At 70.7% G+C, this 19866-nt stretch carries 17 protein-coding genes, 1 tRNA gene and 1 pseudogene; 15 read left to right on the top strand and 4 right to left on the bottom strand.

Going from position 1 to position 19866, the window contains the following annotated elements; translation table 11 throughout:
* A pseudogene (locus XM48_RS18210) lies at positions 1-921 on the top strand (hypothetical protein); the annotation flags it as partial.
* 34 nt (positions 922-955) lie between these two features.
* Here the strand turns inward: XM48_RS18210 and XM48_RS04145 are convergent.
* Positions 956-1642: an MBL fold metallo-hydrolase gene (locus XM48_RS04145; protein WP_046454527.1), complete on the bottom strand. Its 687-nt coding sequence runs from the start codon at positions 1640-1642 to the stop codon at positions 956-958.
* Between the two features lie 214 nt (positions 1643-1856).
* Between XM48_RS04145 and XM48_RS04140 the strand changes: the two genes are divergently transcribed.
* Positions 1857-1929: transfer RNA gene (locus tag XM48_RS04140), tRNA-Glu, on the top strand.
* Between the two features lie 340 nt (positions 1930-2269).
* Here the strand turns inward: XM48_RS04140 and XM48_RS04135 are convergent.
* Complete coding sequence (locus tag XM48_RS04135; protein ID WP_231580795.1) at positions 2270-3064, bottom strand: TIGR00645 family protein; 795 nt, start codon at positions 3062-3064, stop codon at positions 2270-2272.
* A gap of 230 nt (positions 3065-3294) precedes the next feature.
* Between XM48_RS04135 and XM48_RS04130 the strand changes: the two genes are divergently transcribed.
* From XM48_RS04130 to XM48_RS17800, 7 genes are all read left to right on the top strand, one after another.
* Positions 3295-4317, top strand: a complete 1023-nt coding sequence (locus XM48_RS04130; RefSeq protein ID WP_084820979.1) for a TerC/Alx family metal homeostasis membrane protein — start codon at positions 3295-3297, stop codon at positions 4315-4317.
* A 222-nt stretch (positions 4318-4539) separates the two neighbouring features.
* Positions 4540-6015 carry a 3-isopropylmalate dehydratase large subunit gene (leuC, locus tag XM48_RS04125; protein ID WP_046454526.1) on the top strand — a complete coding sequence of 492 codons (1476 nt, stop codon included), beginning with the start codon at positions 4540-4542 and terminating at the stop codon, positions 6013-6015.
* A 2-nt stretch (positions 6016-6017) separates the two neighbouring features.
* Positions 6018-6620, top strand: a complete 603-nt coding sequence (leuD, locus tag XM48_RS04120) for a 3-isopropylmalate dehydratase small subunit (protein ID WP_046454525.1) — start codon at positions 6018-6020, stop codon at positions 6618-6620.
* A 47-nt stretch (positions 6621-6667) separates the two neighbouring features.
* Positions 6668-8029: a UDP-N-acetylglucosamine 1-carboxyvinyltransferase gene (gene murA, locus XM48_RS04115; RefSeq protein WP_046454533.1), complete on the top strand. Its 1362-nt coding sequence runs from the start codon at positions 6668-6670 to the stop codon at positions 8027-8029.
* A 67-nt stretch (positions 8030-8096) separates the two neighbouring features.
* Positions 8097-8864, top strand: a complete 768-nt coding sequence (locus tag XM48_RS04110; RefSeq protein ID WP_197074139.1) for a 1-acyl-sn-glycerol-3-phosphate acyltransferase — start codon at positions 8097-8099, stop codon at positions 8862-8864.
* Positions 8861-9991, top strand: coding sequence for an NAD(P)H-dependent glycerol-3-phosphate dehydrogenase (locus tag XM48_RS17805; protein WP_046454524.1), 1131 nt, complete (start codon positions 8861-8863; stop codon positions 9989-9991). The genes XM48_RS04110 and XM48_RS17805 overlap by 4 nt, the downstream gene beginning before the upstream one ends.
* A complete protein-coding gene (locus XM48_RS17800; RefSeq protein ID WP_046454523.1) occupies positions 9988-11088 on the top strand; it encodes a D-alanine--D-alanine ligase family protein in 1101 nt (366 codons plus the stop codon). Before XM48_RS17805 ends, XM48_RS17800 begins: the two co-directional genes overlap by 4 nt.
* A 65-nt stretch (positions 11089-11153) precedes the next feature.
* Here the strand turns inward: XM48_RS17800 and XM48_RS04095 are convergent, their stop codons facing one another.
* Entirely contained in the window at positions 11154-11609 is a 456-nt protein-coding gene (locus XM48_RS04095) for a DUF3515 domain-containing protein (RefSeq protein WP_046454522.1), read from the bottom strand.
* A 155-nt stretch (positions 11610-11764) separates the two neighbouring features.
* On the opposite strand from XM48_RS04095, the gene thiL reads away from it, so the two are divergent.
* The 4 genes from thiL to XM48_RS16825 all read left to right on the top strand — a co-directional run bounded on the left by thiL (position 11765) and on the right by XM48_RS16825 (position 15106).
* A complete protein-coding gene (gene thiL / locus XM48_RS04090) occupies positions 11765-12799 on the top strand; it encodes a thiamine-phosphate kinase (protein WP_046454521.1) in 1035 nt (344 codons plus the stop codon).
* Positions 12800-12870: 71 nt separating this feature from the next.
* Positions 12871-13515: an SIMPL domain-containing protein gene (locus XM48_RS04085; protein WP_046454520.1), complete on the top strand. Its 645-nt coding sequence runs from the start codon at positions 12871-12873 to the stop codon at positions 13513-13515.
* A gap of 98 nt (positions 13516-13613) precedes the next feature.
* Positions 13614-14666 carry a hypothetical protein gene (locus XM48_RS04080; protein ID WP_046454519.1) on the top strand — a complete coding sequence of 351 codons (1053 nt, stop codon included), beginning with the start codon at positions 13614-13616 and terminating at the stop codon, positions 14664-14666.
* Positions 14663-15106: a GntR family transcriptional regulator gene (locus XM48_RS16825; protein ID WP_052961282.1), complete on the top strand. Its 444-nt coding sequence runs from the start codon at positions 14663-14665 to the stop codon at positions 15104-15106. Before XM48_RS04080 ends, XM48_RS16825 begins: the two co-directional genes overlap by 4 nt.
* Positions 15107-15117: 11 nt before the next feature.
* On the opposite strand, the gene XM48_RS04070 is transcribed toward XM48_RS16825, so the two are convergent.
* Positions 15118-16695, bottom strand: a complete 1578-nt coding sequence (locus XM48_RS04070; protein ID WP_046454518.1) for a PucR family transcriptional regulator — start codon at positions 16693-16695, stop codon at positions 15118-15120.
* Positions 16696-16852: 157 nt separating this feature from the next.
* Between XM48_RS04070 and gabT the strand changes: the two genes are divergently transcribed.
* Positions 16853-18196, top strand: coding sequence for a 4-aminobutyrate--2-oxoglutarate transaminase (gene gabT / locus XM48_RS04065; RefSeq protein ID WP_046454517.1), 1344 nt, complete (start codon positions 16853-16855; stop codon positions 18194-18196).
* A 103-nt stretch (positions 18197-18299) separates the two neighbouring features.
* Positions 18300-19766 carry an NAD-dependent succinate-semialdehyde dehydrogenase gene (locus tag XM48_RS04060; protein WP_046454516.1) on the top strand — a complete coding sequence of 489 codons (1467 nt, stop codon included), beginning with the start codon at positions 18300-18302 and terminating at the stop codon, positions 19764-19766.
* Positions 19767-19866 lie beyond the last annotated feature (100 nt).

Raw genomic sequence — 19866 nt, 5'->3', positions numbered from 1 at the left:
GTGCTCGGGTTCGCCTCGGCGGCCGCGGCGCCGGCGTTCGCCGCGCGGATCCCACTGCGCACGCTGCGGGATCAGGCCGCTCGCTGGGAGGACGTCTCGATGCTCGCGCTCTCGGGCGACCCGGCGATCGCGGCGGCTCGGCTCGGGGCTCCCGTGCGGGTCGGACGGCACTGGCGCTGGCGGGTTCCGCACCGCGCGGTTCCCGCGATCCTGCTCCGCGACCTCCGGGGCGCGCTGCGCGCTCCGGCGCGGAGCGTTCTCGCGGTGGTCGCGCTGAGCGGTGCGGGCGCTGCGCTCGCGCTCGCGACGAGCGGGGCGGGATCGCCGTCGGGCGTGTTCCCCGACGCGCAGGCGGCGGCGCTCGCCGGCGCGGGGGTGGGCGCCGGTCTCTACGCGGCGCTGGGGCCGCTCTGCCGCGGCCTGAGGGCCGCCGCCGAGGGGATAGGAGGGCCCGGGCTGCTTCCGCTGTCCCCGGGCCGCCTGTTGGCCGCGCACGCGATCCTGCCGAGCGCGCTCGCGATCCTGCTGCCCGTGCTCGGTGCGGTCATCGTCGGTGCTGCCGGAGCGGGCAGTGGGTCCGGTGCTGGCGGTGCGGTCGGCGCGGCCGGCATCGTCGGACCGATCCTGATCACCGTCATCGTTCTGGCCGCGACGGCGCAGCAGCTGCGGGTCCTCGCGGTGCTGAAGGGGCCGCTGCCGCAGCGCCTGCTGGCGCCGATCCCGACCGCGGCCGGCGACCTCTCGGCGCTGAACGTGCTCGCGTGGACCTTCGACGGACCCGTCTGCGCAGCCGTGGTCGGCGCGCTGCTGACCGCGTTGACGGTGGGCGCCCCGCAGGCGCTCCTCCCGGTGGCGCTCCCGATCCTGCTGGGCCTTGGGTTCTGGATCCGTGCCCGAACCCGCACCGCGCGCGGACGCTAGTCCCGATTCGGCCGGCCGGCTCCGGCTGGCGGTTCTAGAGCTCCAGTCGGGCGGTTCCGGCGTCGCCGAGTCGGGGGAACGCCAGCAGCTCGCCCCCGGTGGTCGCGAGCGCCTCGCGCACCCGCTGCTCGAACAGGGCCAGGCCGGGGCCAGAGAGCATGCCGTCGTGGGTCAGGAATGCGCGGCGCGGCGCGTTCGCCAGCACGAAGTCCATCACATCGCCGATCGTCGACCAGGGCGAGCCGATCGGCACGCCGAGCACGTCCGCGCGGAAGGGCGGCCGTGCGAGCGAGTCGCCGCCGTAGGCGAGCGAGCCGTTCACGCGAACCCCGATGTTGTCGATGACGGGGATGCTCGCGTGCAGCACCTCGTGCCGGTGGCCGTAGAAGTCGAGCTCGAAACCGCCCGCTTCGGCGGCATCGCCCTCGTGCACCACCACGGCGTCGGGGATCCCCGTGGCCTGCAGCGACTCGGCGGTCGACCGGGTCGTGAAGATGCCCGCGCCGGGTGCGGCGGCGCGGATCGCGGCCAGGTTCGGCGCGGACCAGTGATCGCCGTGCTCGTGGGTGATCACGACGCCCGCGATGGTCGACTCGGCCGAAACCGCGTCGATCGCCGCGGAGAGTTCGGCTTCGGTCGTGAAGGATCCGGGATCGATGAAGAGGGCGTGACCCTCGTGCTCGAGCACCAGGCCGGCATGGGAGAGACGGAATCCGCGCATGCCGCGATCCTAGACCCGGGGGATGGGCGCGAACCAGGTTCCGTCTGGCCTTGGGTTGGGCGCCTGGGCGGGCGCGCAGCCGGGCGCGCAAAAATGGCGGAATCACGGGCGACGCGCCGTGGAACACGGCCCGATTTGTGGCGCTTTGAATCCTTGTGTCAGAATATACGAGTTGCCGCGGCACGGGGGAAGCCCCGGGAAGCGCAACCAGCTCGGCCCCATCGTATAGCGGCCTAGTACGCCGCCCTCTCACGGCGGTAACGCGGGTTCGAATCCCGCTGGGGTCACCGAGAAACGAAAGCCTCGCCTTCGGGCGAGGCTTTCGTCGTTTCTGCGTGCTTGTTTCGGGGCAAGCGGCACTCGTCTGCGTCTGCGTCTGCGTCTGCGTTCGCGCGCCGCTGCCGGTTGTCGGGCGGTGCGCGGTCGCGTCCTGCTCGTTCTTCGGCAGGAGATCCGCGTTCGGAAGGACGAATCCGGCGGGATCCTCCTTCCGAACGCGAATCTCCTTCCGTGGCGCGACCGGCCTGCCGAAGCCGAAGCCGAAGCCGACCCCAGCAGCCGAGACCCCCGAAAACACCGCAGGGGCGCCCGAACGGACGCCCCTGCGGTGTGTGCGCGATCCCGCGACTAGTCGATGCGCTGCGCGCCCTCGGGAAGCACGGTGCCCGCGGGCACGCGCACCGTCACGTATCCGTCGGCGTCGACGGCATCCGAAGCCACGACAGCGCCGGCCGGAGCCGCCGCTCCGGCGGGTCCCGCGGGCGCACCCGCGTAGGCGAGGACCGGTGCGGGCGGGGGGACGGGAGCGTGCGCCTTCGCGGGCTCGGCGTGGTGGCTCATCTTGTCGATCCAAGCGAGCGCGAGCGCCGACACGATGAAGGCGAGGTGGATGATGACCTCCCACATCACCCCGTCGTTGGAGTAGATGATGTTCTTGCCGTTCTTCACCACTCCGCCGTCCATGCGTCCGACCTCGATGAAGGTCTTGAGCAGGTGGATCGACGAGATCGAGATGATCGAGATGGCGAGCTTGACCTTGAGCAGGTTCGCGTTGACGTGCGACAGCCAGTCGGGCTCGTCGTGGTGGCCGTCGACACGGATCTTCGACACGAAGGTCTCGTAGCCGCCGATGATCACCATGATGAGCAGGTTCGCGATCATGACGATGTCGATGAGCGCGAGCACGCTCAGCATGACCTCGGTCTCGGTGAACTTGCCCTTGATCACCGACTTCTCGATGAGGTGCCACAGCTCGACGAAGAACAGCACCACGTACACGGCCTGGGCGATGATGAGGCCCAGGTAGAGGGGCGCCTGGAGCCAGCGGCTCGCGAAGATGAAGCCCGCGAGCGTGCGGGACGCGGCGCCGGGGCCGCGCGCTCCGGAGCGCTCGATCGGGGTCTGAACGGGGCGGGAGCTCACGGGGATCCTCTCGTCGGGTCGGGACATGCGCGGCATATCGTATCGGAGCCGCCTGCGCGCGGACCCGCTACACTGGTGCACAGCGAAGGGGAGTATTCCGTTTCGCTCGTATCGTCAATACGCCGGGCGCCGTCGCCCGACCGGTACGAGCGCGATGCGGTCCGACAGGGCCGCACCGGGAAGAGACTTTCGGCCGTTCCGCGCACCCGCGCACGCCCGAAGGGAATTCATTGACCACCGCACTACCGCTCTGGTTCGAGATCGGCTCCATGGTCGTCCTCGTCGCGATCCTGCTCGTCGACCTGCTGATGATTATCAAGCGCCCGCACGTCCCGTCGATGCGCGAGGCCAGCATCTGGGTCGGCGTCTACGTGCTGCTGGCGCTGCTGTTCGCGGGAGCCCTGTTCCTGCTCGGCGACGCCCAGCACGGCAGCGAGTTCCTCGCCGGCTGGCTGACGGAGTACAGCCTCTCGATCGACAACCTGTTCGTGTTCGTGCTGATCCTCGGCCGTTTCGCGGTGCCGCACGCCTACCAGCAGCGCGCGCTGATGATCGGCATCGTGCTCGCGCTCATCTTCCGAGGGCTGTTCATCCTTGCGGGCGCGGCGATCATCGAACGCTTCATCGCGGTGTTCTTCATCTTCGGTTTGTGGCTCATCTGGACGGCCTGGCAGCAGGTCAAGCCGGGCGGCCACGAGCAGGAGGGCGACAGCTGGATCATCCGCCAGGTGAAGAAGGTGATGCCCTTCAGCGACGAGTACGACGGCGGCAAGCTGCGCACCACGGTCGACGGCAAGCGCATGTTCACCCCGTTCCTGCTGGTGCTCATCTCGCTCGGCGCGACCGACCTGCTCTTCGCGCTCGACTCGATCCCGGCGATCTTCGGCATCACCCAGAGCCCCTTCATCGTGTTCACGGCGAACGTCTTCGCGCTCATGGGGCTGCGCCAGCTGTACTTCCTGCTCGGCGGCCTGCTGGAGCGCCTCGAGTACCTCAAGTACGGCATCGCCGCGATCCTCGCCTTCATCGGCGTGAAGCTGATCCTGCACGCGCTGCACGAGAACGAGCTCCCGTTCATCAACGGCGGCGAGCACGTCCCGGTGCCCGACATCGATACCTGGACCTCGCTCGGCTTCATCGTCGCGGCGATGGCGATCGCCACGATCGCGAGCATCGTCAAGGTGCGCCGCGAGGCGGCGGCCGGCGGTGAAAAGCTGCACCTCGGGGCTGCCGAACCGCACGAGAAGCCGTAGCCCGGTCTCGACCGGACACGGTGCTCGGGCGCTCGCGATGACGATCTCGCGGGCGCCCGAGTGCTAAACTGTCCGGCATGCGTTCACGGCAGCTGCTTCTTCCGTGCCGCGACGGGGCCTAACCATCGGTCATCCCCGTCGCGGAGTTCTGGCATGGCCGAAACACCGAACCCCGCGCAGCAGCACCGCATGTCAGCGCAATCGAAGCGGAGAAGCAGACATATGACCGAGCAGTCCACGCCGTCCGCACGGCGCCCCCGTACTCTGGCCGAGAAGCTCTGGGACGACCACGTCGTCGTCAAGGGCGAAGACGGCAACCCGGATCTCATCTACATCGACCTGCACCTGATCCACGAGGTCACCAGCCCGCAGGCCTTCGACGGCCTGCGCATGGCCGATCGGCCGCTGCGCCGGGTCGACCTGATGATCGCGACCGAGGATCACAACACCCCCACGCTCAACATCTCGAAGCAGATCGAGGACCCGACGAGCCGCACGCAGATCGAGACCCTGCGCCGCAACGTCGAAGAATTCGGCGTCCGCGCCCACCCGCTCGGCGACAAGGAGCAGGGCATCGTCCACGTGGTCGGCCCGCAGCTCGGCCTGAGCATGCCCGGCATCACCGTGGTGTGCGGCGACAGCCACACCTCGACCCACGGCGCCTTCGGCGCGCTGGCCTTCGGCATCGGCACCAGCGAGGTCGAGCACGTGATGGCCACGCAGACGCTGCCGCTCAAGCCGTTCAAGACCATGGCGATCAACGTCGAGGGCGAGCTGCGGCCCGGCGTCACCGCGAAGGACATCATCCTCGCCGTCATCGCCGAGATCGGCACCGGCGGCGGACAGGGCTACGTGCTCGAGTACCGCGGTTCGGCGATCCGCAACCTGTCGATGGACGGGCGCATGACCATCTGCAACATGTCGATCGAGGCGGGCGCGCGCGCCGGCATGGTCGCCCCCGACGAGACCACCTTCGCCTACGTCCAGGGGCGCGACCACGCGCCTCAGGGCGCCGACTGGGACGCCGCGGTCGAGTACTGGAAGTCGCTGCCGACCGACGAGGGCGCGACCTTCGACCGTGAGGTCTTCATCGACGCGAGCGCGCTCGAACCGTTCGTCACCTGGGGCACCAACCCCGGCCAGGGCGTGCTGCTGAGCGACACCGTCCCGGTTCCCGCCGACATCGCCGATCCGAACGAGCGCGCGGCGGCCGAGCGAGCCCTCGAGTACATGGATCTCGAAGCGGGGACCCCGATGAAGGAGATCGCGGTCGACGCGGTGTTCATGGGCTCCTGCACCAACGCGCGTCTCGACGACCTGCGCGACTTCGCGAGCATCATCAAGGGCCGCAAGAAGGCCGACGGCGTGCGCCTCATGGTCGTGCCCGGCTCCGCGCGCGTGCGCCTCGAGGCCGAGGCCGAAGGGATCGACAAGATCGTCGAGGAGTTCGGCGGCGAGTGGCGCTTCGCGGGCTGCTCGATGTGCCTCGGCATGAACCCCGACCAGTTGGCTCCGGGGGAGCGCTGCGCGTCGACCTCGAACCGCAACTTCGAGGGCCGCCAGGGCAAGGGCGGTCGCACCCACCTGGTCTCGCCGCTCGTCGCGGCCGCGACCGCGATCCGCGGCACCCTGTCGAGCCCGTGGGACCTGCAGGAAGACGCCGCGAAGGGCATCGCGCACGAGCAGGTGGAGGCCTGATCATGGACAAGTTCACCACCCTGACCGGGATCGCCGCTCCGCTGAAGCGATCCAACGTCGACACCGACCAGATCATCCCCGCGGTGTTCCTCAAGCGCGTCACCAAGACCGGCTTCGACGACGCACTGTTCCACCACTGGCGCCAGGATCCCGAGTTCGTGCTCAACCAGCCGCAGTACCGGGGTGCCCAGGTCCTCGTGGCCGGTCCCGACTTCGGCACCGGGTCCTCGCGCGAGCACGCCGTCTGGGCGCTGCGCGACTTCGGGTTCAAGGTCGTGATCTCGGCGCGCTTCGCCGACATCTTCCGCGGCAACTCCGGCAAGCAGGGACTGCTCGCCGCGCAGGTCGCCGAGGCCGATGTGGAGCGCATCTGGGCCGTGCTCGACGAGCAGCCCGGCGCCGAGGTCACGGTCGACCTCGAGAACCGCACCGTTGCGGTCGGGAATATCTCAGTCCCGTTCGAGATTGATGATTACACTCGGTGGCGGTTGCTCGAAGGGCTCGACGACATCTCGTTGACGCTCCGCAACGAGCAGTCGATCACCGATTTCGAAGCCAAGCGTCCCTCGTGGATGCCGACCACTCTTCCCGTGAGGAACGCGTGAGCCAGAAGACCGAGACCCCCCAGAGCACGACCGACGCCACCGACGGTCTGAAGCAGGACGCGCGCAAGGCCGCGGCCCGCGTCGGACTCACCTCCGACGAGATCCTGATCAACGGCGGACGTCCGCTCCGGGGGCGTATCGAGGTGCGCGGCGCGAAGAACCTCGCGCCGAAGGCGATGGTCGCCGCGCTGCTCGGCAAGACGCCGAGCGTCCTGCGCAACGTTCCCAACGTCTCCGACATCCGGATCGTCGCGGGCCTCCTCGCGCTGCACGGCGTGCAGATCACGCGCAGCGACGATCCGGGCGAGTGGCACCTCGACCCCTCGAACGTCGAGCAGGCCCACCACGCCGACATCGACGCGCACGCGGGGTCCTCGCGGATCCCGATCCTCTTCTGCGGCCCGCTGCTGCACCGCCTCGGCGAGGCGTTCATCCCCGATCTCGGCGGCTGCCGCATCGGCGATCGCCCGATCGACTTCCACCTGGAGGCGCTCCGCAAGTTCGGCGCCGTCGTCGAGAAGCTTCCGAGCGGGATCAGCCTGAGCGCGCCCGACGGCCTGCACGGCGCGAACATCGAGCTGCCCTACCCCTCGGTCGGCGCGACCGAGCAGGTGCTGCTCACCAGCGTGCTCGCCAAGGGGCAGACCGAGCTGCGCAACGCCGCCATCGAGCCCGAGATCATCGACCTCATCTGCATCCTGCAGAAGATGGGCGCGATCATCACGGTCGAGCCGAACCGCGTGATCTTCATCGAGGGCGTGGAGGAGCTCCGCGGCTACGATCACCGCGCGATCTTCGACCGCAACGAGGCTGCGAGCTGGGCTTCGGCCGCGCTGGCGACCCGCGGCGACGTGTTCGTCGGGGGCGCCAAGCAGGAAGAGATGATGACCTTCCTGAACGTCTTCCGCAAGGTGGGCGGCGACTTCGACGTGCACGACGACGGGATCCGCTTCTGGCACCCGGGCGGCGAGCTCAAGCCCGTCACGATCGAGACCGACGTGCACCCCGGTTTCATGACCGACTGGCAGCAGCCGCTCGTCGTGGCGCTCACGCAGGCCGAGGGCACCTCGACCATTCACGAGACCGTCTACGAGAACCGCTTCGGATTCACCGACGCGCTCAACCAGATGGGCGCCGACATCGAGGTCTACAAGGACGGGCTCCACGACGACGCCCGCCGCGTGAAGCGCCGCGAGTTCGAGCAGGCCGCCGTGATCACCGGTCCGTCGCCGCTGAGCGGTGCCGAGATCGAGGTCCCGGATCTGCGCGGCGGATTCAGCTACCTCATCGCGGGCCTCACCGCCGAGGGGCAGACGCGGGTGACGAACCTCGGCATCATCTCGCGCGGATACGAGAACTTCATCGAGAAGCTGCGGCTGCTCGGCGCTGACTTCGTGTACGAGGGCTGAATCCGCGGTATCCACAGTTCTCCGCGCGCTGTCAGCGGAGGCATGCGGCATCGGCGATAATTGATGCATGCGTGAAACGGTGAAGCTGAGGAGCCGCTCCTCGGCAGAGAAGCGGCGGCCATCCATGTTCTGGGTGCTCGCTTCCTTGATCCTGCCGCTGTGGTCTCTGATGGTGCGCTACCGATTCACTCGGGAGTCCCGTCTGCCGCAGACCGGGCCGTTCATCCTCGCGCCGAACCACTACAGCGAGATCGATCCGGTGGCCATGGGCGCCGCGGTCTGGCACCTCGGCCGTCTGCCGCGGTTCATGGCCAAGGCCAGCCTGTTCAAGGTGCCGGTGCTGGGCTGGCTGCTCCGGTCCTCAGGGCAGATCCCGGTGGAGCGCGCCGGTGCGTCGCGCGGGGGCAACAACCCCATGGGTGACGCCGGCGGACTGATCCAGCGCGAGGCGTGCGTCATCGTGTACCCCGAGGGCACGCTGACCCGCGATCCTGATCTCTGGCCGATGCGCGGCAAGAGCGGGGCCGTGCGTCTCGCGCTCGAGACCGGGATCCCGCTGATCCCCGTGGCGCACTGGGGCACGCAGGAGCTGATGCCGCGGTACGCGAAGCGCATCCACCCGTTCCCCCGCAAGACCATCCGGGTCTCGGTCGGCGAGCCGCTCGATCTGAGCCGCTTCCGCACGGGCCCGATCGACCAGCGCGTCGTCACCGAGGCGACCGAGGTGCTCATGCAGGCCATCACCGCGCTGCTCGCCGAGCTGCGGGGCGAGCAGGCACCGCCGGAGCGCTGGGATCCGAGCAAGCACCAGCAGAGCGAGACGGGGCGTTTTTGAGCACCAAGTCCACCCCCGCAGCGGGATCCGGCTCCAAACGACCGAACCCCAACCGGGGCCGCAAGGTCGCCGTCATCGGGGCGGGCAGCTGGGGCACCACCTTCGCCAAGGTGCTCGCCGACGCCGACTGCGACGTCACGATCTGGGCGCGCCGCCCCGAGGTCGTGCACGAGATCTCGGTCGCCCGCCGCAACAGCCAGTACCTGCCGGGCATCAACCTGCCCAAGGGGCTCAAGGCGACCGAGTCGCTCGCCGAGGCGCTCTCGGGGGCCTCGCTCGTGTTCCTCGCGGTGCCGAGCCAGACCATGCGTCAGAACCTCGAAGACCTCGAGCCCTACCTCGAGCGGCGCAGCGTGCTCGTCAGCCTGGTCAAAGGCGTCGAGCGCACCACGACCATGCGCATGAGCGAGGTCATCGCCGACGTGCTCGATCTCGAGCCCGAGCGCATCGCCGTCGTCTCCGGCCCGAACCTCGCCCTCGAGATCGCCAAGGAGCAGCCCACCGGTGCGGTCGCCTCCTGCGCTTCGCTCGAGGTCGCCCAGGAGATCGCCACGGCCTTCTCCACCTCCTACTTCCGCGGCTACGTCAACACCGACGTCACCGGCACCGAGCTCGGCGGGGTGCTCAAGAACCTCATCGCCCTCGCCATCGGCATCGTCGACGGCGTCGGGTACGGCGAGAACACGAAGGCCGCGATCATCACGCGCGGGCTCGCCGAGATGACCGAGTTCGCGGTGGCCTCGGGCGGGGATCCCACCACCATGTCCGGCCTCGCGGGCCTCGGCGATCTCATCGCCACCTGCCAGTCGCCGCTGTCGCGCAACAACACCGCGGGGCGCCTCATCGGCCAGGGCTACAGCCAGGCCGAGACCAAGGAGCAGATGCAGCAGACCGCCGAGGGCATCACCTCGGTGCGCCCGGTGCTCGAACTCGCCCGCGAGCGCGGGATCTCGATGCCCATCGTCGAGCAGGTCCAGATGGTGCTCGACGGCCGTATGGCACCGCGCGACCTCGGCCCGCACCTCGCCACCGAGGACGGCGTGCCGCAGCCCGAACTGTCGCTCGGCGGCGATCGCCGCGGAGCCTGGAAACGATTCATCGACCGAGTGAAGGGGGAGCGCCCATGAGCGCCCGTCGTACCATCGTCCTCCTCTTCGGAGGCCGTTCGAGCGAGCACGAGATCAGCTGCGTCACCGCGGCGGGCGTGCTGCGCGCCATCGACCGCGAGCTGTTCGACGTGATCCCCGTCGGGATCACGAAGCGCGGGGCGACCGTGCTCGTCCCCGAGGAGGATCTGCTCTCGTTCCGCCTCGAGGCCGGCGCGCTGCCCACCGTCGCCGACAACGGCACCCGGGTGCTGTGGCCGGCGTCGCTCGACACGCGCAGCCTCACGGTGATCGAGCAGGAGGGCGGGCTCCGCTCGCTCGGCCACGTCGACGCCGTGATCCCGATGATGCACGGCCCCTTCGGCGAGGACGGCACCGTGCAGGGCATGCTCGAACTCGTCGATCTGCCCTACGTCGGCAGCGGCGTGCTCGGCTCGGCGCTGGCCATGGACAAGCACGTGGCCAAGACGGTGCTCGCCGATGCCGGCATCGCGGTCGCGCCCTGGCGCACCGTGACCCGGTTCGAGCTCGACCGCGATCCCTACCTGGTCGAGCGCCTCGACGAGGGCCTCAGCTACCCCCTGTTCGTCAAGCCGGCCCGTGCCGGTTCCTCGGTCGGCGTCAGCAAGGTGTCGGAGCGCGCGGGCATCCCCGCAGCGCTCGACCTGGCCTTCGCCGAGGACTCGGTGGTCCTCATCGAGTCCGGCGTGGTCGGCCGCGAGGTCGAGATCGCCGTCCTGCAGGGACGCGGCGGTGCAGCCCCGCGCACCAGCAGCGTCATCGGCGAGATCGTCTTCACCGGGCGCGAGTTCTACGATTTCGAAGCGAAGTACCTCGGTGCTGCCGGCGTCGAGCTGGCGCTGCCCGCAGAGGTCACCGAGGCCGAGTTCGCAGCGATCCGCGACGCCGCCGTGCGCGCGTTCGAGGTCGCCCAGCTCGCCGGGCTCTCGCGCATCGACTTCTTCCTCACGGCCGACGGCCCCGTGCTGAACGAGATCAACACGCTGCCGGGCTTCACGCCCGTCTCGATGTACCCCCGCCTGTGGGAGGAATCGGGCCTCAGCTACACGGATCTCATCACCGAGCTCGTGGAACTCGCGATCGAGACGCATCGCTAGGCGGCGCCCGCTCGCCGGCAGAGCAGCGACGCCCGGACGCGTAAGCGTCCGGGCGTCGCCTGCGTCTACTGCAGCTTGGAGAGATCGAGCGTGTCGGAGACGCTCGAGCACTTGCGGGACTGGGGGAGCAGCTTGGCGACCGCGCCCAGCTCCTGCACGGCCTCGGTGCCCGAGGCCTTCTTGGAATCGACGATCACCTCGAGGCCGGGGCTGCGTCCGTACGCCTCGAAACGGTAGAGGGGGGCGCGCGAACGATCGATGATCCAGTCGACGCCGTCGACCGCGACGCACTCCTGCGTGGTCGGCCCCGTCGATTCGATCCCGCAGCGCAGCAGCACAGCGGCGGGATCGCCCCACGCGCCGGTCGACTGGGCGTTGGTGGTGCGCTTCTCGAAATCGCCGATGGTGGCGGGAAGCCGCACGGTCACGTCGGCGCAGCGTGGGTTGTTCGCGTCCTTCGCCGGGTCCATCGGCACCTCGCCCGCGCAGCCCGTGAGCCCGAGGCTCAACCCCACTGCCACGACGGCAGTTGCGGAGAGCGCGAACGCGCGTCGAGGTCCTGCGGAGAAGGGAAGGGATCGCACCCGTCCAGCGTAGCCTCCCCGCGGGACCCGAGCCTGAGCGTGCCGGGTGACCGGGCACCGGAATCCCGCCCCCGCCCCGATAGATTGATCCCATGCAGAATCCGTCAGCCGACCGCTCCGAGACCGGCCCCACGGTCGAGGAGCTCGGCGAATCGGGGCTGCTCGCACGGATCCTCGCCCGGCTCTCCCCGGCGGCGACCGCGACGGTCGGGCCCGGCGACGACGCGGCGGTGTTGCGCCCACGGGGCGAGATCGTGGTCACGAGCGACACGATGGTCGAGGGGCCGGACTTCCGGCGCGCCTGGCACAGCGGGTTCGAGCTCGGGTGGAAGCTCGCGGCCACCAACCTGTCGGACGTGGCGGCGATGGGCGCACGCCCCATCGGACTCACCGTCTCGATCGCCTGCCCGGCCGACCTGCCCGTCGCATACCTGGAACGGCTCGCCGAGGGGCTCGACGCGGCGTGCCGCACGCTGGCGCCCGGTTGCGGAGTGGTCGGCGGGGACCTGGGCCGTGCGCCCGTGCTCACCGCCGCGGTCACCGCGCTGGGGGATCTCGGCGGACGCCGGCCGGTGCTGCGCTCGGGCGCTCACGCGGGCGACGTGGTGGCGTACGCGGGCGACCTGGGACTCGCGGGCCTCGGGCTCTCGCTGCTCTTCGACCGGGCCGCGACGACCCGGGGCGAGGCGCACGGCCGCACGCTGGGCGAGCTGTGGGCCGAGCATCCCGAGGCGCTGGCCGCGCAGCTGGCGCCGTCGCCGCCGATCGGGCTCGGGATCGAGGCCGCGAAGCGCGGTGCGACGGCGATGATGGACGTCTCGGACGGGCTCGCGCTCGACGCGGCCCGCCTGGGCGAGGCGAGCGGCGTCACGATCGACCTGGATCCGCGTCGGCTCGAGGCCGCGTTCGGCGAGCGGGACGGCGAACGGATCCCGCTCGACGCGATGCTCAGCGGCGGCGAGGACCACGGCCTGCTGACGGTGTTCCCGGCGCTCGTGCGCCTGCCCGCCGGGTTCTCGGCGATCGGTCGGGTGCGTCCGCGGTCGGCGCCCCTGCTGGTCGGCGGACGCCCGCACGAACCGCGCGGCTGGGATCCCTACCTGGTCCGCTGGCCCGGAGACGGCTGACGCGGAGCCGGCTGCGGCACAATGGACGGGCGACCCGCCGCCGGCGGGCGCGAACCATCGCGGGAGGCGCCATGACCATCGAGCCGACGACCACCGAGATCATCACCACCGGGACCGCGGAGCGCACGCTCGCGGCCGATCGGGCGACGCTGCACCTGCGCGTCTCGGTGACCGACGCGAACCGCGAGGACGCCGTTCGGCGCGCGGCCGAACTGCATGCCGCGCTCGTGCGTCGGGCCGAGGCGCTCGTCGACGCCGGGGACGCGGAGCGTTTCGAAGCGGATCCGCTCACGACCTCCAGCAGCTCGTGGGAGCAGGACGGCTCGCGGCGCACCGAGCACTACGCCGGTGCGAGCGTGCGGGCGCTGCTGCTCCGCCTCGACCTCGTCGGCGAACTCACCGCGGAGCTCGCGACGACCGGGGTCGATCCGAGCGTCGAGTGGAAGCTGAGCGACGAGGTCCGCCGCAGCGTCGAGAGCGAGCTGCGCGGTGAGGCCGTCGCCGATGCGCGGGCCCGCGCGGAGGACTATGCGGCGGCGATCGGAACGACGCTGGGCGCGGTACTCGAGGTGCGCGAGCCGGGATCCGCGGGCGGCAGCGGGGGAGCGGCCTTCGCCGATGCGCGCTTCGCCCGTGCGGCGGCGCCCGCGGTCGTCGTGACGGAGGGGCAGCTGGAGGTGTCGGCGAGCGTCACGCTCGTCTTCCGTTCAGCCTGACCCGCCCGGCTTGATCCGCTCCGCGGCTTCATGAATGTGCTTTCCGGATGGAACAAAGTGTTCTACTCTGGAGGCACAATCTCGAAGGCGAGGGCGGCATGGGCGATTTCACTCCGATGGACTACTTCTGGAGCTACGCGACCCTGCCCGGGGTGCGAACCGCCGTGGTCGCGTTCGTGCTGCTCGTCTGGGCGGTCGCCCGGACGATCCGGGGCCGTGCGGCCGTGCCGTTCCCGCGACGGGGGAACGGGCTCGGCTCTCCGAGGGTCACCGTGCTTCGAGCTGCGGCCGCGTGCGCGGCGCTGCTCTGGATCGGCAGGGATCTCCTCCCGCTGCTCGGCTACCTGGACGAGCGGGCGACCGGGTGGCTTCCGCTGCTCCCGTCGCTCGGGCAACTGATCGTCGCCCTCCTCCCGCTCGCGTCGGCACTGCTCGGGCTGGTTCTCGCGCAGTTCGTCGGGAACGGCGCGGAGCGGACCGCCTCGGGTACTCGGCAGTTCCCCACGGCCCGCCGCGGGTGGCGCTCGGAGCTGTCACGCGGGGAACTGGTCACCTCGGGCGCGCTGTCGCTCGTGCTCCTGCTGCTCGCGGTCTGGGCGGGGATCGGGTCGAAGCCCGGGGAGGACGGCTGGGTCACCGATCAGGTCATCTCGGGGAGCGGTTTCGGCAGTTCGAGCGCTCAGACATTCGGCTGGTCCTTCGGGATCCCGACCCTGCTGCTCCTGCTGCTGACGGGGACCGCGGCCGTCCTGCTGCTGGGGCGGACGAACCGTGCACCGCTGCCCGCGGATCCGCAGGACCGTTCGCGCGAGACCGGACGCCGTCGGGCGCTCTCGGGCACCGCAGCCAGGCTGGTGATCGGCTCCGCGCTGCTCACGCTCTGGTGGGCGCTCCTGCTCATCGCGATGGCCGCCCGGACCACCCTGGGAATCGGGACGCGCGTCAACGGAACGTGGACCGAGTTCCGATGGGAATCGAACATCGGCGGATTGGCCGATCCGCTGCTCGCCGCCGCCTACCTGTGCGGCGTCTGCGGCGCGGTCCTGCTCCTGGCGGTCGCGTTCGGATGGACGCCGCGGGTCCGCTCCGAGACCGAGCGCCCGAGCCGTCGGATCGTCGAGAGCGACGCGTTCGCCGAGGAATCGCGGTGACCGAGCCGGCCGGCGCCTCCGGAGCGACCAGGTCCGCGGGGGCGGCGGGGACCGCGGACGCGATCGCCGCGCACTTCCGCGGAGTGATCGCGGCGGGGATCCTCGCCGACGGCGAGCGGTTGCCCACCGTGCGGCAGACCGCGGGCGATGCCGGCGTCGCCCTGGGCACCGCGGCCCGGGCGTATCGGATCCTCGAGTCCGAGGGGCTGATCGAGACCCGCATCGGATCGGGCACGCGCGTCGCCCGTGGCGTCTCCGCGCTCCCGCGCCCCGTCGCGCAGCGGCTCCGCGCGCTCGTGGCCGAGGCGCAGGATCACGGTCTCTCGGTGGCGGAGATGCAGGACGCGCTCGCCGCGATCTGGGGGCAGGGGCTCGATCCCGGGGATCCCGGCCCGGGGCCCGAAACCCGCGAGCCGGATCCGACCGCACCGCCGCGCTGAGCGGTGCCGGGTCAGTCCTCGCCGACCACGCGCAGCGCGGCCCAGAGCTCGGCGCGGGTATCCGGGTCGTCGAGGCTGCGCTGCAGCAGGCTCTCGGCGGTCTGGATCCGCGCGCGCAGCGTGTGCCGGTGCACGCCGAGCGCCGCTGCGGCTGGGCTCGTCTGGCCGTGGTGCGCGAGCCACACCCGCAGACTCGCACCGATGGAATCGCCGTGCTTGGCGTCGTGCTGCCGCACGGGCGCGAGCAGCCCTTCCGCCGCGCGCCGGGCCTCGGGGTCGGCGTCGAGCAGGCGCAGCACTCCGGCCTGCATCGACGGGCGGTACTCGACGGTCTGGCCGTCGCCGGCGACCCGCGCCCGCTCGAGCGCCTGGTCCGCCTGCTCGATCAGGCGGTCGAGGTCGGCCATCGCGCCGCGCTCGGAGACGCCCGCCGCGATGCCGTGCTCGCGCACGACGCGCAGCACGGGCGAGAGCTCCGCGGCCTCGCAGATCACGATCGCGCCGCCGCCGCGCGGCGCCGTGAGCACGCCCGCGCGCCCGGCGGCGATGGATCGCAGATCGTCGATCGGGGTGCCTGCCGGCACCGAGGAGCGTTCGAACGAGTCGGTGAGGATCACCGCGATCTGGCCGCGGGGGAGTCGAGGCAGGATCCCCGTCGAGATCTCGGCGGCGAGCTCGCCGCGGCCCGCGAGCAGCAGGCGCACGACGGAGCCGCGCAGCGCGGTCTCGGCGGCGTCGACGCCGATGCGGTGCTCGAGCTGCACCGTCGCGAGCGCGGCCACGAGCCCGATGAGGGTGCGTTCCGCGGTGTCTGGCACGCCGGATCCCTCGACCAGCAGCACGCCCATGAGGCGCTGCGCGCGTCCGAGGGTCTGCAACTGCACGCCGACGCCGTCCCGGTCGCGGGAACGGCCGGATCGGATCCCGCGCTCCACGAGCTCGCGCGCCTCGGACCGGATCCACTCGGCGCTCAGCCGGGTGCGGGCCGACGCGGGGGCGGCTTCGATGATCCGCCCCGAGCGATCGGTGAGTGCGACGCCGCGACCGAGACGGCTCGCGGCCTCGCGGATCGCGGCCGCGAGCCCGTCCTCCTGGAGGGCGGCGGTCGAGACCGCCCGCTGCGAGTCCAGCGCCCAGACGTCGCGGGCACGGGCCTGCGCCTCGAGCAGCTGGGCCGCGGTCTGCACGATCGCGATGAACGGGGTGTCGTAGGGGACGCGGATCAGCGGGAAGCCGCGCCGGTCGCAGGCGGCGACGAGCGTCGCGGGGGTGCGCTCCCAGACCACTCCGGCCGCGACGCCGAGGGCGGTGGCGCCGGCCGCGATGAGACGGTCGACGTAGTCGTCGGCCTGCGCCTGCGTCGGGGGAGTCGGGAACTGCGCCCCGGTCGTGAGCAGCACGGTCCTCGGCGTGAGGAACGGGGAGGGATCCGCGAGGTCGCTGCCGTGGACCCACTGCACGGGGCGCTCTCCCGCGTCGTCCGCGGTGCCGGCGATGAGCACGAGGCCCAGCTGGTACTGGCGCAGCAGCTCGCCGAGCTCGATGGTCGCGTGGACCGTCTGCGCGGCGGCGGGAGCGGTGATCGGCACGGGTTCCTCCTCGGGTTCGGCGCGTCTCGACAAAGTGGCGAAAGATTCTCGCCTTGTTCACCATTCTGGCACGGCGGGTGGGCGCGCGGCGGTCATAGGCTGACTCCAGTACTCGCGACGAACCGTCGCGACGCCAACTGAGTCAAGGAGGAACTCAATGACCGACGCCACCATCATCGGCGGACCCTCGCTCCCGCAGGAGCGCAAGCTCGTGACCGCGATCCCCGGTCCGAAGTCGCAGGAGCTGCTCGCTCGCAAGAACGCGGCCGTGGCCTCGGGCGTCGGCGTCGCGCTCCCCGTCTTCACCGTCGCCGCGGGCGGCGGCGTGCTCGTCGACGTCGACGGCAACTCGCTGATCGACCTCGGCTCGGGCATCGCCGTGACCGGTGTCGGCAACTCGGCCCCCAAGGTCGTCGAGGCCGTCAAGGCGCAGGTCGAGCGCTTCACCCACACCTGCTTCACCGTGACCCCCTACGACGGCTACGTCGAGGTCGCCGAGAAGCTCAACGAGCTGACCCCCGGCGATCACGACAAGCGTTCGGCGCTGTTCAACTCGGGCGCCGAGGCCGTCGAGAACGCGATCAAGATCGCCCGCCACTTCACCAAGCGCAACGCCGTCGTCGTGTTCGACCACGCCTACCACGGCCGCACCAACCTCACCATGGGCATGACCGCGAAGAACATGCCCTACAAGGACGGCTTCGGCCCGTTCGCCCCCGAGGTCTACCGCGCCCCCGCGTCGTACCCCTACCGCGACGGCCTGACCGGCGCCGAGGCTGCGGCCCAGGCGATCCTCCAGATCGAGAAGCAGGTCGGCGCGGCCAACACCGCCGCCGTCATCATCGAGCCCATCCAGGGCGAGGGCGGCTTCATCGCCCCGGCCGAGGGCTTCCTCCCCGCGATCCAGGAGTGGGCGACCGCCAACGGCGTCGTCTTCATCCTCGACGAGGTGCAGACCGGCTTCGCCCGCACCGGCGACATGTTCGCCGCCGACCACGAGGGCGTCGTCCCCGACCTCGTCACCACCGCGAAGGGCATCGCCGGCGGCATGCCGCTCTCGGCGGTCACCGGTCGCACCGACATCATGAACTCGGCGCACGCGGGCGGCCTCGGCGGCACCTACACCGGCAACCCGACCGCGGTCGCCGCGGCGCTCGCCACGATCGAGACCTACCAGGAGGAGAACCTCGTCGAGCGCGCCCGCGAGATCGGCGCGATCATCGAGGAGTTCTTCACCGAGCTCGCGAAGTCCGACGACCGCATCGGCGACATCCGCGGCCGCGGCGCCATGCAGGCCATCGAGCTCGTCGAATCGGGTTCGAAGACCCCGGCCGCCGCGCTCACCGGCGCGATCGCCAAGTACGCCGGCGAGCAGGGTGTCATCCTTCTCACCTGCGGCACCTACGGCAACGTGATCCGCTTCCTCCCGCCGCTTTCGATCTCCGACGAGCTGCTCCGCGAGGGCCTGCAGATCGTCGCCGACGCGCTGGCCGCCAACTAACGACGCGCACCGAGCGGGCGGCGCGGATCCGGGATCGAACACCGATCCCGGATCCGCACCGCCCGCTCGACCCGCAGTTCAGAACACCGAAAGGACACCCCTCATGGCACTGAAGCAGAACGAGCAGGACCTGCTCGACCGCGTCCAGTCGGGCCTCGGCATCGCCGGCACCTGGCAGCCCTCCTCGTCGAACGCGACCTTCGACGTCAAGGATCCCGCCACCGGCGAGGTCATCAAGTCGATCGCCGACGCCAGCGTCGAGGACGCCGTGCGCGCGCTCGACGCCGCCGTCGCCGCTCAGGACGCCTGGGCCGCGACCCCCACCCGCGAGCGCTCCAACATCCTGCGCCGCGCCTTCGATCTCCTCATGGAGCGCAAGGAGGAGTTCGCGCTCCTCATGAGCATCGAGATGGGCAAGCCCATCAGCGAGGCCCGCGGCGAGGTCAACTACGGCGGCGAGTTCCTCCGCTGGTTCTCGGAAGAGGCAGTGCGCGTGCACGGCGACTACCGCCAGAACCCCGAGGGCACCGGCACCATGATGGTCTCGCACCTGCCCGTCGGCCCGTGCTACTTCATCACGCCGTGGAACTTCCCGCTCGCGATGGCGACCCGCAAGATCGCCCCCGCGCTCGCGGCCGGCTGCACCGTGGTCATCAAGCCCGCAGCGCTCACCCCGCTGACCACCATCTTCTTCGTGCAGCTGCTCGAAGAGGTGGGACTGCCCGCCGGCGTCGTCAACGTGGTCCCCACGTCGAAGGCCAGCGCCCAGTCGAGCGCGCTGCTCAGCGACACCCGCCTGCGCAAGCTCAGCTTCACCGGCTCGACCCCCGTGGGCGTCAAGCTGCTCGAGGCCGCTGCTCAGAACGTGCTCCGCACCTCGATGGAGCTCGGCGGCAACGCCCCGTTCGTCGTCTTCGAGGACGCCGATCTGGATAAGGCCGTCGAGGGCGCGATGCTCGCGAAGTTCCGCAACATCGGCCAGGCCTGCACCGCCGCGAACCGCATCATCGTGCACGAGTCGGTCGCCGACGAGTTCGCGAAGAAGGTCGCCGAGAAGGTCGCGGCGTTCAAGATCGGCCGCGGCGCCGAGGAGGACGTGCAGATCGGCGCCCTCATCGACGACAAGGCCGTGGCGAACTCCGCTCGCCTCGTCGCCGACGCGGTCGAGAACGGCGCCACCGTCGTCACCGGCGGCGAGATCATCGACGGCCCGGGCAACTTCTTCCAGCCCACGGTCATCGACAAGCTCAGCCCCCAGGCCGCGATCATGCGCGAGGAGATCTTCGGACCGGTGCTCGGCATCATCCGCTTCTCCACCGAGGACGAGGCCGTCGAGATCGCCAACAACACCGAGTACGGTCTCGTGAGCTACGTGTTCACCGAGAACATCGCGCGCGGTCACCGCATGATCGAGAAGCTCGAGAGCGGCATGATGGGCCTCAACACGGGCATCGTGTCGAACGCGGCGGCTCCGTTCGGCGGCGTGAAGCAGTCGGGTCTCGGACGCGAGGGCGGTGCCGAGGGCATCCACGAGTTCCTCTCGACCAAGTACACCCTCATCCCGCGCTAACGACCGGGAACGTCATCCTGCGCGATACTGCGACTCGTTCCTCGCGCAGCATGACGGCGATCTGAAGGATCGAACGGGCGTCGGAACCTCCGGGTTCCGG

It is taken from the genome of Leucobacter sp. Ag1 (assembly GCF_000980875.1).
GTDB classification, from domain to species: Bacteria; Actinomycetota; Actinomycetes; order Actinomycetales; family Microbacteriaceae; genus Leucobacter; species Leucobacter iarius.
Note: the sequence above shows the minus strand (reverse complement) of the source record. Positions and strands in the feature narration are given on the sequence as shown.

Bases quoted from the DNA above. Each gene is read 5' to 3' on its own strand.
- XM48_RS04110 (WP_197074139.1), top strand. From the start codon at position 8,097: ATGCGTGAAACGGTGAAGCTGAGGAGCCGCTCCTCGGCAGAGAAGCGG.
- XM48_RS04145 (WP_046454527.1), bottom strand. From the start codon at position 1,642: ATGCGCGGATTCCGTCTCTCCCATGCCGGCCTGGTGCTCGAGCACGAG.
- leuD (WP_046454525.1), top strand. From the start codon at position 6,018: ATGGACAAGTTCACCACCCTGACCGGGATCGCCGCTCCGCTGAAGCGA.
- XM48_RS04080 (WP_046454519.1), top strand. From the start codon at position 13,614: ATGGGCGATTTCACTCCGATGGACTACTTCTGGAGCTACGCGACCCTG.
- XM48_RS04085 (WP_046454520.1), top strand. From the start codon at position 12,871: ATGACCATCGAGCCGACGACCACCGAGATCATCACCACCGGGACCGCG.
- leuC (WP_046454526.1), top strand. From the start codon at position 4,540: ATGACCGAGCAGTCCACGCCGTCCGCACGGCGCCCCCGTACTCTGGCC.
- XM48_RS04060 (WP_046454516.1), top strand. From the start codon at position 18,300: ATGGCACTGAAGCAGAACGAGCAGGACCTGCTCGACCGCGTCCAGTCG.
- XM48_RS17800 (WP_046454523.1), top strand. From the start codon at position 9,988: ATGAGCGCCCGTCGTACCATCGTCCTCCTCTTCGGAGGCCGTTCGAGC.
- gabT (WP_046454517.1), top strand. From the start codon at position 16,853: ATGACCGACGCCACCATCATCGGCGGACCCTCGCTCCCGCAGGAGCGC.
- thiL (WP_046454521.1), top strand. From the start codon at position 11,765: ATGCAGAATCCGTCAGCCGACCGCTCCGAGACCGGCCCCACGGTCGAG.